Genomic DNA, 14,060 nt, shown 5'->3' with positions numbered 1-14,060 from the left:
TCAGAGGGATTTATGAGAATTATCGTTACTGGCGGTGCCGGGTTCATTGGCTCTGCCGTTGCACGGCATATCATTGGCAATACACAAGACCAGATCCTGGTTATGGATAGTCTGACCTACGCCGGTAATCTTGAGTCGCTGGCCCCGATTGTTGGCAGCGAACGTTATTCATTTGAACAGGTCGACATTTGTAACCGCAGTGAACTGGATCGTGTATTCAATGCGTTCAAGCCGGACGCGGTAATGCATCTGGCAGCGGAAAGCCACGTTGACCGCTCTATTGATGGGCCGGCGGCCTTTATCGAAACCAATATCGTGGGCACCTATACGCTGCTGGAAGCGGCGCGCCAGTACTGGAATACGCTGGGTGAAGACGCTAAACAGGCCTTCCGCTTCCATCATATTTCTACCGACGAAGTGTATGGCGATCTGCACGGCACGGACGATCTGTTCACCGAAACCACACCTTATGCCCCGAGCAGCCCGTATTCCGCTTCCAAAGCCGCCAGCGATCATCTGGTGCGCGCCTGGCTGCGTACCTATGGCCTGCCAACCGTCGTAACCAACTGCTCGAATAACTATGGGCCGTATCACTTCCCGGAAAAACTGATCCCGTTGATCATCCTGAATGCGCTGGATGGTAAACCGTTGCCGGTTTACGGCAATGGCGCCCAGATCCGCGATTGGCTGTACGTGGAGGATCACGCCCGCGCCCTGTACAAAGTGGTGACCGAAGGTGAGGTGGGGGAAACCTACAACATCGGTGGCCACAACGAGCGTAAAAACATTGAAGTGGTGCAAACCATTTGCCGCCTGCTGGACGAGATGGTGCCCAACAAACCGCAAGGTATCGGCCACTATGAAGATCTGATCACCTACGTGACCGATCGCCCCGGCCACGATATGCGCTATGCGATTGATGCTTCAAAAATTGCGGCAGAGCTGGGCTGGAAACCGCAGGAAACGTTTGAAAGCGGTATCCGCAAAACGGTGGAGTGGTATCTGGCAAACGAAGAATGGTGGAGCCGTGTTAAAGACGGTTCTTACGCTGGCGAGCGCTTAGGATTAACCCGTTAAATAATCAGGAGAAAACCCTATGAAGGGCATTGTTTTAGCGGGTGGTTCTGGAACGCGCCTATACCCGATTACACGCGGCGTATCCAAGCAACTGCTGCCGATTTACGATAAGCCGATGGTGTATTATCCCATCTCCGTGCTGATGCTGGCAGGGATCCGCGATATTTTGCTTATCAGTACACCTGAAGATATGCCGTCGTTTCAACGCCTGTTGGGTGACGGCAGCCGGTTTGGCATCAAGTTAAGTTACGAAGTGCAACCCAGCCCAGACGGTTTGGCGCAGGCGTTCCTGATTGGCGAAGAATTTATTGATGGCGACCGTTGCGCATTGGTATTGGGCGATAATATTTACTTTGGCGAAAGTTTTGGTCGCAAGCTGGAAAATGTGGTGGCCCGTGAAGAAGGCGCCACGGTGTTTGGCTACCAGGTGATGGATCCCGAGCGCTTTGGCGTGGTGGATTTTGATGAGAATTTCCGCGCGCTGTCTATTGAAGAAAAACCTGCGGTACCGAAATCCAACTGGGCGGTGACCGGGCTTTATTTTTATGACAACAAGGTGGTGGAAATGGCGAAGCAGGTGAAGCCTTCTCACCGCGGTGAGCTGGAAATCACCACCCTGAACCAGATGTATTTAGACCAGGGCAACCTGAACGTTGAACTGCTGGGCCGTGGTTTTGCCTGGCTGGATACCGGCACGCACGACAGCCTGATTGAAGCCTCGCAGTTTGTCCACACCATTGAAAAGCGCCAGGGGTTTAAAGTGGCGTGCCTGGAAGAAATTGCCTTCCGCAAGGGTTGGCTGGCACGGGAGCAGGTGGCTGCCGAAGCCAAACTGCTGAGCAAAACACTTTATGGGCAATATTTGGCGAATCTGGTGGGAGATAAATAACATGCAGGTCACGGATACAAAAATTGATGGCGTAAAAATCATCCAGCCAAAGGTGTTTGGTGATGCACGCGGCTTTTTCCTGGAAACCTTTGAGAAGAAACGCTATCAGGAGATGCTGAATATCGATCTGGATTTTGTGCAAGACAACCATTCCCGCTCCTCCAAAGGGGTGCTGCGGGGTTTGCATTTCCAGAAGGTGAACCCGCAGGGCAAACTTGTGCGTGTGGTGCGTGGTGAAGTGTTTGACGTGGCGGTGGATATTCGCCCGGACTCGCCGACGTACGGTGCCTGGGAAGGGGTGCTCCTGTCTGAAGAAAACAAAACCCAGTTCTGGGTGCCGCCAGGGTTGGCGCACGGTTTTGTGGTGCTCTCCGACACGGCGGATTTTGAATACAAATGCACGGATTACTATAACCCGGCACATGAAGGTTGCCTGTTGTGGAACGATCCGGATGTGGGCATTGACTGGCCGATCGATAATCCGCTGCTTTCCGAGAAAGACAAGGTGGGCAAGCGCCTGAAGGAGCTGGCGAAATGAAAGTGTTATTGACCGGTTCAAAAGGGCAGTTGGGCAGCTGTTTCCAGGATCGCCTGCCGGCGAGCTGGGACGTGTGGGCGACGGATTCGGACACGCTGGATATCACCGATCTGGACAAGGTAAAACAGGCGGTCGCGCAGTATCAGCCGAATGTTATCGTGAACGCGGCGGCGTATACCGCGGTGGACAAGGCGGAAACCGAGCCGGAACTGGCGGCCTTGATAAATGCCACCGGGCCGAAGAACCTGGCGCTGGCGGCAAAAGAGGCGGGTGCGCGGCTGGTGCATGTGTCCACGGACTATGTCTTTGACGGCAAAGCAACGACCCCGTATGTGGAAACGGATGTGACCAACCCACTGGGCGTGTATGGCCAGACCAAGCTGGACGGTGAACTGGCAGTTGCCGGGGTGCTGCCGGAAGCGATTATTATCCGTACCGCCTGGGTGTTCAGTGAGTATGGTAATAACTTTGTGAAAACCATGCTGCGCCTGGCGAAAGATCGCGATACGTTGGGTATTGTAGCCGATCAATACGGCTGCCCGACCTATGCCGGTGATATCGCCCAGGCGATTATCGATTTGCTGCAGAAAGAAGCCGAGGGTGGGATTTATCACTTCTGTGGTGATAAGGAAGTGGCGTGGAATGAGTTTGCCGAAGTGATTTTTGTATCTGCGCTCAAGTCAGGTGTACTGGCAGCAAAACCGCAGATTAACGGAATTACCACGGAACAGTATCCAACGCCAGCCAAGAGGCCGAAGTATTCAGTGATGAATTGCAGGAAAATTAATAGCCAAGGTGTAACGTTGTCGATGTGGCACGAACGAATTGACGATGTCATTGCGAAAATTATAAATAATTCGTCAACCATTTAACTGATGTATTATTCGATAGGAAAGGTTGGCGTAAAATAACGCTAGCCTTTTTTATTTATGGTACTTTCATTTTTTGTACATTAACTAATTGTAACTGTATGTATCTTTCCGCAAATTGCGGTTTTGCGGATGGTCACTTTCGTTATCTTTGTTATGTAGAAAATTTTTTAATGAAAGAATAAGTAATAATCGATGTGATATGTTGCGTAATAAGTTGTTTTGTATGGTTTTTTATTTTTGTCATCATCTGGCAGACCTTTCAGAATTCACTGATTTTGTATGAAAACACATCGATTATTATGATCTTGCTAACGAGATATGTCTTATTTTGAATGATGCAGATATCGGGGTAGAATGATTGGATCGAAAATTATGTACTTTGGGTTAAAAATTAGTTTGATGAAGCAATTTTCAATGCTTGTTGAGCAAACCTGTCACTTGGTAGCTGGCCTCGGGGGGATGTCCGGGGCTTTTTACATTAAAATGCGTAGGCGTGTGGGATTTCATCGGGTATGGGGATTGGTCATATTATGACCGCAGAGACTATGAGAGGGGTGCGAAGTTGCGAGCGATTGGCATCTGTACTCAAAAGCATCCCATCTTATGTGTATATGGATAATGTAATGTATCTAATGACGCATATCGACACTATGCCATACAGAAATCATTACGTTTTTTAATGAATTCTACTATTTATCATGATCTTGCATTTTTTTGATCTTGGGTACGAACGATTATTTAGTAACAACTAAAAGAGATTTGTAATGAATCCACATACTGATAAACCTTACTCATTAGTTTCTCTGTTCGGATCATCATGGTCTAACCGGCACCTGATCTATCAGATGATAAAACGTGAAGTGGTTGGCCGTTATCGCGGTTCATTTATGGGCATACTATGGTCGTTTATCAACCCTGTTTTCATGTTGGCTGTTTACACACTTGTTTTTTCAGTTGTTTTTAAGGCTAGATGGGCTGGAGCTGCAGTCAATGAATCTAAAACGCAGTTTGCTGTCATCTTGTTTGTTGGGCTAATTGTCCATAGTCTTTTTGCAGAAGTGCTAAATCGGTCACCAAGTCTGATTATTAGCAATGTTAACTATGTAAAAAAGGTCATTTTCCCGCTTGAAACGTTACCGTTGGTTGCCATGGGCGGCGTATTGTTCCATAGCTTTATCAGCCTTGTGGTTTTGATTAGCGCATTCTTCATCTTTAATGGCTATGTTCATTGGACCCTGCTTTTCTTGCCGCTGGTGATTATTCCATTAATTTTTTTAACGTTGGGATTGAGCTGGTTCTTGGCATCACTGGGTGTTTATGTTCGGGATGTCGGCCAGACAATCACTATTTTGATGACGGTAATGATGTTCTTGTCGCCAGTTTTTTATCCAATATCTTCCTTGCCTGAAGCACTAAGGCCCGTGATTATGATGAATCCACTCACCTTTATCATTGAACAGGCGAGAGCCGTGTTGATCTGGGGAAAATTGCCCGATTTCGTGGGCTTGGGAATTTACTCAATAATCTCATTGTTGGTAATGTGGCTGGGATATGTCTGGTTCCAGAAGACAAGAAAAGGTTTTGCTGATGTCCTCTAATGAATATGCGATTCAAATAAATAATGTTGATAAGTGCTACCAGGTATACGAAAGCCCTGCTCGGCGGCTTAAGCAGTTCATTATGCCGCGTATTGAGCAAAAGTTAGGGAAAACCCCGAGTGTTTACCACGAAGATTTTTGGGCACTGAAAGACGTCTCCTTTGAGTTGCCTAAAGGGCAAACCATGGGGATCGTGGGCAGGAATGGTTCAGGTAAGTCAACATTACTGCAGATTATCGCCGGTACGCTGTCGCCAAGTTCTGGCAGCGTAAATGTTAATGGGCGCGTTGCCGCTTTACTTGAGTTAGGGGCAGGATTTAACGCAGATTTTACCGGGCGAGAGAATGTTTATCTTAATGCCTCTTTGCTCGGGTTGTCGCATGAAGAGACGGAAGATAAGTTAGATGATATCTTGTCTTTTGCTGACATCGGCCATTTTATCGATTCTCCAGTGAGAGCCTATTCCAGCGGTATGTTGGTACGTTTGGCATTTGCAGTTCAGGCGCAGATAGATCCGGAAATTCTTATTGTTGATGAAGCGTTAGCTGTGGGTGATGCTAAATTTCAAGCCAAATGTTTTGCTCGCCTCAAGAAACTGAAGCAGGATGGCACTTCTATTCTGTTTGTATCTCATGCGACAGAGCAAATTGTTACGCATTGTGATCGTGCTTTACTGCTGGATGGCGGTGTTGTACAAGCTCAGGGGCAACCACGGGATATAGTAAACCGTTATCTGGATATTCTTTTTGGCAAGAAAAAAACGGCAGATAGCGAACGTGACGAAATTAACAAGCAGTTGGAGATTGCGGTTGCAGGTGAAAAACAGCTTGCCGTTCGTGAGAGTGTTGCCAAAAATGCGAGTGCCGAAAAACTGCCTTTGTTCAGCCATCTGAATGGTTTGTATGATAAACGACCTAACTATAATCCATCGGAATATCGTTGGGGAGACCGCAGTGCGGAGCTGGTTGATTTCTATCTGGAACAGGAGGGTGAGTCTTACCCAAGCAATATCTCTCCCAAGAAAGAAATCTTATTTTCATTCAGAGTTGTTTTTAACAACATGATAGTACGGCCTATCTTTGGTTTTGCAGTAAAAACTAAAGAGGGAGTGACAATTTATAATACCAACTCAGAATGGCAGTCTATTGATACTCTTGATGCAGGTATGCCCGGTAAAGATGCCGTTATTACGGTGACGCTCCCTGTTATGTTGTTTGAGGGGGATTATTTTGTCTCTGTGGGTATAGCCAGTAGCTCGACTGAAGGTGAAATTATTCCTCATGATCGCCGTTACGATTCAATTCATTTGGCTATAGGCCCTGTAAAAACATTCACTGGTTTGGCTGATTTAAATGCGAGAATTAAATTTGAAACCGAGTAAAGTTCACCAAATTCTGGAAAACAATGGTTTTGTTTTTGAACAGGACGTCAATGTATGGCGGCCAGCAACTTTACCGGAGTTCGCGTACAGTGATGGTGATGATGCTGAAAACTATGTGTTGGATGCTGTTACGCATGCTGATGATCTCAGTGTAAACTCATTGGAACTCGCTGCCAAGATGAAGGATTGGCCATCAACTTATCATCTTACTTCCCGCCGTTCCAATTTGCTTAAGCCTTTCCGTCAATGGTTTGCAGGCAAACGCATTCTGGAAATTGGTTGTGGTTGCGGCGCTATTACGCGTTTTTTGGCTGAATGTGGTGCGCAGGTAGTATCCGTTGAGGGGAGCTTCAGGCGCGCTCAAATTGCACGCCAACGCTGTCGTGATCTGCCCAATGTGGATGTTATTTGTTCCCCAAGTGATATTTTACCTGATTTGGGCGCTTTTGATGGTGTGATGTTGATTGGCGTACTGGAATATGCACGCATGTTCTTGGGTAAGAATGGGCAAAATACATTGCTGGATTTTTGTCGCCAGCGTTTAGTTAAGGATGGAAAGCTATTCGTCGCTATTGAGAATAAGCTTGGTATTAAGTATTTTGCAGGTGCTAATGAGGATCATGTTGGGCAGCCTATGTTTGGGATTAATAATTCCTATACAGAAAGCAGCGTTGCCACATTTGGTCGCCATGAATTGCTTACATTACTTAATCAAAATGGATTTATAGATACGCAGGAATATATTCCTCTGCCTGACTATAAATTACCTGTATCTATAGTTACGCCGATAGGTTGGCGGCGTTATTCTCACGAACTTTCACAACTTGCTATTGAGAGTAGCAATAAAGATATTCAGGGTGTTCCTGAAAATTTATTCTCGGTTGAGCAGGGAACTCGAAATGCATGGAGTAATGGCTTGGCGGTTGATTTAGCCAACTCATTCTTGGTCGTTGCCAGTCAACAGACTCAATTGGAACTGACGCCCGGTGTAGCGGCTTATCATTATTCTGATGGACGTTTGCCCGAATTCAATAAAATCACTACGTTTGAAGTTGTCTCTGATGGCGAGTTAGTGGTGAATAGCGTCCCCCTAGTTCAGGATGAGCATGAAGGTGCAGCTCTGCAACGTATTAAAAGCGTTGATGCTTTTTACTCAGGTAACAGTTTGTGGTTGGATTTGGTTGATATCGTCAACCGTCCCGATTGGTCATTAACGCAAGTTGCACTGTGGGCAAAGGAGTGGATTGATTCTTTACTGTCAATGGCAAAAGCCACTACAGATTACGATAAAGATTTTTTGCTGAAGAGCCATTATCAGGATGCTATGCCATTCAATGCTATCAGACAAAAAGATAACTCTGTCGTGTTTTTTGATTTGGAGTGGCATGCCCAGCAGGATATCACTCTTGGTTATGCTATATTCCGAGGAATATTCCATTCGTTATTGCGTTTAACCTCTGTTGCATATAGTCAACATTTATCTTCTTCAAATATTGTAGACATTTCCTATGCGGTTGTGAGGGAAATAGGTTTTGCCATAGAACCAGAAGACTTAAAGAAATATTTGGATCAAGAGTCAGAGTTTATGGCATCAATCGAAAACAAGGATAGCCATAATATCTATGAAGTCCTTACTGCGCTTGAGTTACCAATGCGCATTGCTTCAGTTGGTGCTTTGAAGAATCAGTTAACTCATATTCAAGATGAGTATCTCCGTAGTGAAACGCAGCTTGCTATAAAAGATGATGAAGTTAGAAAGACAATGGAATTGATCGATGGGTTAAAAGATGATGTTAGTTCGTTACAAAAGGAAATTGAAACGATGCATAGTGAAAAATTTCATGATCAAATTTCGGCGAAAGATGCTCAGATTGCTGCCTTACAGCATAATATTGAAGTGATGGAGCAACATATTGCTCAGCAAACGAGATTATTGGCGGAATATGAACATCAGGTCTGGCAGATCCTGCATTCGTCCAGTTGGAAACTGTCAGCGCCATTGCGTGTGATGGGAAGAAGGGTTCCGGTTTTCCTGAGAAAACCTACTCGCCTGGTGTTCCACCGGCTGTTTTATATTGGGCAACGTTGTAAGCTGAATGTAGGGAAAATCTTGCATGCTACAAAACGCGTAGGGAACCGAGGGCTTGCTGCAGTTTCATGCCATCCTTTGATGGCGCCAGTTAAACGCAATGTTAGAGAGTTCGCTCGTTCTCTGTACTATCGTCTGCCAGAAGGCTATAAAGGGCGTCTACTCAGGCTTGCAATGAAGCTCAAGCCAAGCTGGTTTTTGCATCATCCGGCGTATTCCTCTGTTGCTGCCACACACAGCGTTGATAGAGCCACGCCTGCCACATTTATTTCCCATCATCGGGACGGGATGTATCACTTTGCTAAACATCCAGACGAGTATGTTTATATACCGACACAGCGCCCATACGATCTGGAAGAGCAATTGAATAATATGCAGCAGCGTCCTCGCTTCTCAATTATTGTTCCTATTTATAATACCCCGTTGGATCTGTTGGAGAAGATGGTTAACTCCGTTCGCTCGCAGTGGTATTCCGATTGGCAGCTTATTTTGGCAAACGATGCCAGTCCATTAGAGGAAACTAAAAAGGCTCTTGATGCGTTCAATGATCCCAAAATTAAAGTGATTCATATGGAAAAGAATCAAGGGATTGCTGGTGCGACCAATGTGGCGATCGATAATGCTGATGGCGATTTCATCGTTTTCCTCGATCACGACGATGAGTTAACCGATGATTGTTTATATGAACTAGCGCTTTGTATCAACCGGGAAGATCCGGATTTCATTTATAGTGATGAAGACAAATTTACCCCCGACGGCGATTATTCTCAGCCGCACTTTAAGCCTGACTGGTCGCCTGATACCATGATGGGGACTATGTATACTTGTCATGTAGCTTGCGTGAGACTTAGTGTGGCAAAAGCCGTTGGTGGGCTGCGCTCTGAGTTTAATGGTTGCCAAGATTGGGACTTTATCTTGCGTTTGACGGAGATAACCCACCGTATTAGCCATATACCAAAGATATTGTATCACTGGCGCATTATTCCGGCTTCGGTAGCTTCGGATATGACAGCGAAGCCTTATGTGTTGGCGGCGTCCCGCGCTGTGCGTGAAAGTGCACTTGAACGCCGTGGTTTGAAGGGGACCGTTGAAGAACTGCCTAATTATCCGGGTTATTTCCGTGTCAATTATGCTCTTCGTGATAATGCCTGCATTTCTATCATTGTCCCTACCCGTGATAACCATGTGGTCTTGAAGCGTTGTATTGAGTCGATTTTGGATAAAACGGCTTATCGCAACTTCGAGATTATCATTGTTGATAATGGCTCAAAAGATGCCGGAACGTTGGCCTATTTAGAGATGGTTAGCGCCAAGGAACAGATTTCTGTCGTTCGTCATGATGCGCCATTCAATTTCTCTGAGTTGAATAATCTAGGCAGCAGACAGGCAAAAGGAGAGCTACTGTTATTCCTCAATGACGATACAGAAGTCTTACATGCTGACTGGCTAGAGCGCATGGGCGGTTACGCACAACTGAGCCATGTAGGTGCGGTGGGAGCGAAGCTGTTATATGGCGATGGTGCCACAATGCAGCATGCCGGTGTGATTAATTTGCAAAATGGCCCAATGCACGCCTATATGCATTCTCACAAAGATATTCCTGGTTACTTCCTGCGTAACCAGATTGAATACAACTGGCTGATTGTCACTGGTGCTTGCCTGATGGTAGAGCGCCGCAAGTTTGAACAAGTGGGCGGCTTCAACGAACAATTCCCCGTGGCTTACAATGATGTTGATCTGTGTATGCGTTTATGTGAAGCGGGCTTATATAACGTGATGTGTCAAAGTGTGACACTGATTCATCATGAGTCGGTCAGCCGCGGATTAGATCATATGGACCAAGAAAAGGTTGCTCGTCTACAGCGTGAACTGGGGCAGTTGAATGCTCTACATCCACACTTTTTCCAGTATGACCCATTTTATAATGTAAATTTTGCGCCTAATAGTGCTTGTTTTGAGATTCGTAAATGATGAAAAAAGATACTAAAGGTGATTACGGACAGGGAGCTGAGCGATTGAACATGGATGCATTGAGCAATGCGATTGATAAGGCATCGGTCATTTCTTTTGACTTTTTTGATACGCTTTTTGTTCGTCCATTAACTCATCCGGAAGATGCGTTTGATCTCCTTGGCATACAATTCAATATTGCTGATTTCAAGGCGCAACGTCGTAAAGCGCAGGCGGAGGCTTTCCGCCAGATGACAAAGGATGGGCGTAAAGAGATCACGCTACAAAACATCTATGACAAGTTTCCGCTGCCGCAGCATCAGCGGGATGCTATTCAGCAAGCGGAATACAGCCTTGAACTAGAACTGGTTCAACCGAACAAAGAATTGTTTCCATTATTTCAGCAATTAGTGGCGAGTGAAAAAACGGTTGTTATCACCTCCGATATGTATTTCTCCGCCAATTTTTTTGTTGACGTACTGAAACGCTATGGTTTGGAGCAAGTTCCGCTATTTATTTCTGCTGACCGTAATGCGACCAAGCGTGATAGCGGTGAGTTGTTTGATAGCGTAGTTAGTGCTTGTGGCGTTGTTGCTTCGCAAGTCTTGCACATTGGTGATAATTACCTTGCCGATGTTCAGCGCCCACAAGAGAGAGGTTTGGCCGCGTTCCATTATGTTCGGGATGTCGCGTATCTGGGGGATAAAAAGCAATGCATTGCAACCTCAATGGCGCAAGGTTTACTCAATACGGACGATGCAGAAAAGATCACGCCAGGTACTTTTCAGGCGTTGGGATATCAATTTGGTGGGCCTGCTAACTTTGGATTCCTTCATTGGATTACGCAACAGGCGAAACAGGATGCTGTTGATGTCGTGCTATTTGTTTCTCGCGATGGCTATGCTTTGGAACGCCTGGCGAAAAACTACTGTGCAGATCAACTCCCGGAGTTCCACTATTTTCTGGGCTCTCGTATTGCTTTTAATCTGGCATTGATTACTGAAGAAAACTTTGAGCAGAATATCCCGTTTTTGCTTTCTGGCAGTGTTGGTCTTTCTCCGGGAGAACTGTTTGAGCGGATCGGTGTTTGCCCGCCTGCAGATGCGGTTCTTCAGAATTTAGGGATTGATCCGCAGCGGCGTATTAGTATCGAGGACCACGAGGTACTTGGCCAACTGATGTTTGGCTATCGCAGTGAAATTATGAAAGTTTGTAGTAGGAATCGTCGCGGCTTATTTATGTATCTGTGCCAATCTGGCGTGAAAGCTGGCAATAAAATCGCTTTGGTTGATGTTGGCTGGAATGGCACGACCCAAGAGGCATTTGAGCTTGCGGTTTGCCCCATTATTGATATTGATGTTGTCGGCTATTATTTTTGCCTGGCTGATACACCAGAGCGTCAACGTCGCAGCCGTACTCTGCATATGAAAGCGATGGTTAACAAAGAGTCAACATCTTCATCGATAGTGGATAGCGTTTACGAAAATCGCGTTGCGGTGGAAATGTTCTTTTCTGCTCCACATAACACGATTATTGGCTATCGTCCCAATGGTTTGTCTGTAGAAGTCGTTGGGGACCCTGGTCGGGCAAAAGCAACCGGTCATGAACAATTCAACTTGGCGATAAATGAAGGCATTGATATGTTTGCTGAGAGTTTCACACAGCAGCAAAAAAGGCTCAATGTCTCCCTCACTCCGTTGCAGACTGTAGCTCCGATTATTGAATTAGTCTCAAATGCCCAATGGCGTACTAACCCCTTGATCGGTCAAATAGAGAACTTTGACTCTTGGGGAAGCTCACGCAATCAGGTGGTGAGATTTGCAGATTACTTTACGAATTAAGCATTGAATAATATGTCTGCTCAACAGATTAATCACGTTGCCATCTTACTCGGCACCAGGGATGGTGCCGAGTATTTGCCTGCACAATTAGGTTCTTTCGAGCATCAAACCCATCATAACTGGTCTTTATGGGCTTCGGATGACGGTTCCACCGATGGAACCCAAGAAATCATTGCCGATTTTATCGATCGAGCGGGAGTCAATGGCCGCTTGGTAAATGGACCGCAGCAGGGGGTTTGCGCGAATTTCATGTCGTTGGTGGTTAACCCAGAAATCCAGGCTAATTACTATGCGTTTGCCGATCAGGATGATGTCTGGTCGGACGACAAACTGGCGCGGGCGGTCAACTGGCTGAAAGCAATTGATGCGGATATTCCTGCTGTTTATTGCTCGCGGACGCAGTTGATTGACAGTAATGGTACTCCAGTGGGGTATTCACCTGGTTACGCCAAGGCCCCGGGTTTTGGGAATGCGCTGTTACAAAATATCGCGAGCGGAAATACGATGGTGTTTAATCATCGGGCGAGAATGTTGTTAAGTAAGGCAAGCTTGGCTCCGATGGTGATTCATGACTGGTCTTTATACCAGATTGTCACCGGGTGTGGCGGGGTAGTTCATTATGATCCGCAACCAACGGTGCTTTATCGGCAGCATAGCCACAATGTGATAGGTAATAGCATGGCTCCCTGGGTACGTTTACGTAATTTTATTGCTGCCCATGACGGTCGTGCAGCAACATGGAATGATCAAAATTGGCAGGTGCTAAACTGTGTATCGGATGATTTGACACCCCAAGCTAAACGGTCGCTTGAGGCTTTTCGCCGTATCCGCAACAGTGGCCTGTTAGGCCGACTGCGTTTAATGCGTGAATCGGGCATTTATCACCAGCAATTGCTGGGTAGTGTGACAACGTTAACTTACGTGCTGCTTAATAAAATATAATTTGGTGTAACCTGTGGAAATCATAGCTTCGCTTGTGCTTTATAAGCATAAGTATCAAGATGTTAAGCAGACTTTATCCTCGCTCTTTGGTGAGGAGAGCGTGTCGAAGGTTGTACTTGTTGACAATGGTAGCTTCTGCGATTGGCTGTCTGACTTTACCCATGAAAAGTTGGATGTAATCCGTTTACCCGAGAACAAGGGGTTTGGTGCTGGGCACAATGTCGTCTTTGAACGATATGGCGATAAAGCGGATTTTATACTGATTTGCAACCCGGATATTTTCTTTGCTAAGGGTGAAGTTGATAAGCTGTACCGTTTTAGCTTGCACCATAAAACGGGATTGTCGATCCCGAAAGTGGTTTACCCCGATGGTAGTCTGCAGCATGGTACTAAGCTGCTGCCAACCCCCTATCAGCTTTTGATTCGGCGCTTTCTTTCCACATTTTCGCACGCTATCAATGATGACTATGAATTGCGACAGGCTGATTACAGCAAGCCTTTTTTCGCGCCTTCATTATCCGGTTGTTTTATGCTGATTAGCCGCCAGGCGTTGCGTGAAGTGAAAGGGTTCGATCCGCGTTTCTTCCTGTATCTTGAGGATGTCGATTTGTCCCGTAGGGTATGCCAATCCTCATGCCCGGTAACTTATTGCCCGGACGCGTTGGTTGTTCACGAATCACAGCGCCGTTCATACACTAACTTCCGTTTTCTGTTTTACCACATCACTTCCGCGATTCGGTATTTCAATAAGTGGGGATGGTTACACGATCGCCAGCGTAATCAACTGAACAAACGTTGTTTGGCGAATTTACCATCAGAAAAATCATCGTAATGTCAGGGGAATGAAAGCCTGGTGGGATGAGTGGCACATCCTAATGCTTAC

10 protein-coding genes are annotated in these 14,060 nt (G+C 46.1%); all 10 read left to right on the top strand.

Annotation, left to right across the window (positions count from 1 at the left end):
• The first annotated feature begins 12 nt into the window (after positions 1–12).
• Positions 13–1,077 carry a dTDP-glucose 4,6-dehydratase gene (gene rffG, locus ACN28Q_RS04330; protein WP_095845205.1) on the top strand — a complete coding sequence of 355 codons (1,065 nt, stop codon included), beginning with the start codon at positions 13–15 and terminating at the stop codon, positions 1,075–1,077.
• 19 nt (positions 1,078–1,096) lie between these two features.
• Positions 1,097–1,966: a glucose-1-phosphate thymidylyltransferase RfbA gene (gene rfbA, locus ACN28Q_RS04325; RefSeq protein WP_095845204.1), complete on the top strand. Its 870-nt coding sequence runs from the start codon at positions 1,097–1,099 to the stop codon at positions 1,964–1,966.
• A gap of 1 nt (position 1,967) precedes the next feature.
• A complete protein-coding gene (gene rfbC / locus ACN28Q_RS04320) occupies positions 1,968–2,504 on the top strand; it encodes a dTDP-4-dehydrorhamnose 3,5-epimerase (RefSeq protein WP_095845203.1) in 537 nt (178 codons plus the stop codon).
• Positions 2,501–3,376 (top strand): dTDP-4-dehydrorhamnose reductase, encoded by an 876-nt coding sequence (gene rfbD, locus ACN28Q_RS04315; RefSeq protein ID WP_095845202.1) that lies wholly within the window; start codon positions 2,501–2,503, stop codon positions 3,374–3,376. Before rfbC ends, rfbD begins: the two co-directional genes overlap by 4 nt.
• Before the next feature lie 764 nt (positions 3,377–4,140).
• The gene (locus ACN28Q_RS04310) at positions 4,141–4,974 is read left to right on the top strand and encodes an ABC transporter permease (RefSeq protein WP_095845201.1); all 834 of its coding nucleotides are present in this window, start codon (positions 4,141–4,143) and stop codon (positions 4,972–4,974) included.
• Positions 4,964–6,355: an ABC transporter ATP-binding protein gene (locus ACN28Q_RS04305; protein WP_095845200.1), complete on the top strand. Its 1,392-nt coding sequence runs from the start codon at positions 4,964–4,966 to the stop codon at positions 6,353–6,355. The genes ACN28Q_RS04310 and ACN28Q_RS04305 overlap by 11 nt, the downstream gene beginning before the upstream one ends.
• A complete protein-coding gene (locus ACN28Q_RS04300) occupies positions 6,327–10,415 on the top strand; it encodes a glycosyltransferase (protein ID WP_095845199.1) in 4,089 nt (1,362 codons plus the stop codon). The genes ACN28Q_RS04305 and ACN28Q_RS04300 overlap by 29 nt, the downstream gene beginning before the upstream one ends.
• The gene (locus tag ACN28Q_RS04295) at positions 10,412–12,235 is read left to right on the top strand and encodes an HAD family hydrolase (RefSeq protein WP_095845198.1); all 1,824 of its coding nucleotides are present in this window, start codon (positions 10,412–10,414) and stop codon (positions 12,233–12,235) included. The genes ACN28Q_RS04300 and ACN28Q_RS04295 overlap by 4 nt, the downstream gene beginning before the upstream one ends.
• A 12-nt stretch (positions 12,236–12,247) precedes the next feature.
• Positions 12,248–13,177: a glycosyltransferase family 2 protein gene (locus ACN28Q_RS04290; RefSeq protein ID WP_095845197.1), complete on the top strand. Its 930-nt coding sequence runs from the start codon at positions 12,248–12,250 to the stop codon at positions 13,175–13,177.
• 13 nt (positions 13,178–13,190) lie between these two features.
• Positions 13,191–14,009, top strand: a complete 819-nt coding sequence (locus tag ACN28Q_RS04285) for a glycosyltransferase family 2 protein (protein WP_095845196.1) — start codon at positions 13,191–13,193, stop codon at positions 14,007–14,009.
• The last annotated feature ends 51 nt before the right edge of the window (positions 14,010–14,060 follow it).

This window comes from Gibbsiella quercinecans (genome assembly GCF_002291425.1).
Lineage (GTDB): Bacteria > Pseudomonadota > Gammaproteobacteria > Enterobacterales > Enterobacteriaceae > Gibbsiella > Gibbsiella quercinecans.
The sequence above is the reverse complement of the archived record's forward strand: the minus strand, read 5'-3'. Positions and strand labels throughout refer to the sequence as shown.

Coding starts and splice junctions, on each gene's coding strand:
- rffG (WP_095845205.1), top strand. CDS start 13: ATGAGAATTATCGTTACTGGCGGTGCCGGGTTCATTGGCTCTGCCGTT.
- rfbA (WP_095845204.1), top strand. CDS start 1,097: ATGAAGGGCATTGTTTTAGCGGGTGGTTCTGGAACGCGCCTATACCCG.
- rfbC (WP_095845203.1), top strand. CDS start 1,968: ATGCAGGTCACGGATACAAAAATTGATGGCGTAAAAATCATCCAGCCA.
- rfbD (WP_095845202.1), top strand. CDS start 2,501: ATGAAAGTGTTATTGACCGGTTCAAAAGGGCAGTTGGGCAGCTGTTTC.
- ACN28Q_RS04310 (WP_095845201.1), top strand. CDS start 4,141: ATGAATCCACATACTGATAAACCTTACTCATTAGTTTCTCTGTTCGGA.
- ACN28Q_RS04305 (WP_095845200.1), top strand. CDS start 4,964: ATGTCCTCTAATGAATATGCGATTCAAATAAATAATGTTGATAAGTGC.
- ACN28Q_RS04300 (WP_095845199.1), top strand. CDS start 6,327: ATGCGAGAATTAAATTTGAAACCGAGTAAAGTTCACCAAATTCTGGAA.
- ACN28Q_RS04295 (WP_095845198.1), top strand. CDS start 10,412: ATGATGAAAAAAGATACTAAAGGTGATTACGGACAGGGAGCTGAGCGA.
- ACN28Q_RS04290 (WP_095845197.1), top strand. CDS start 12,248: ATGTCTGCTCAACAGATTAATCACGTTGCCATCTTACTCGGCACCAGG.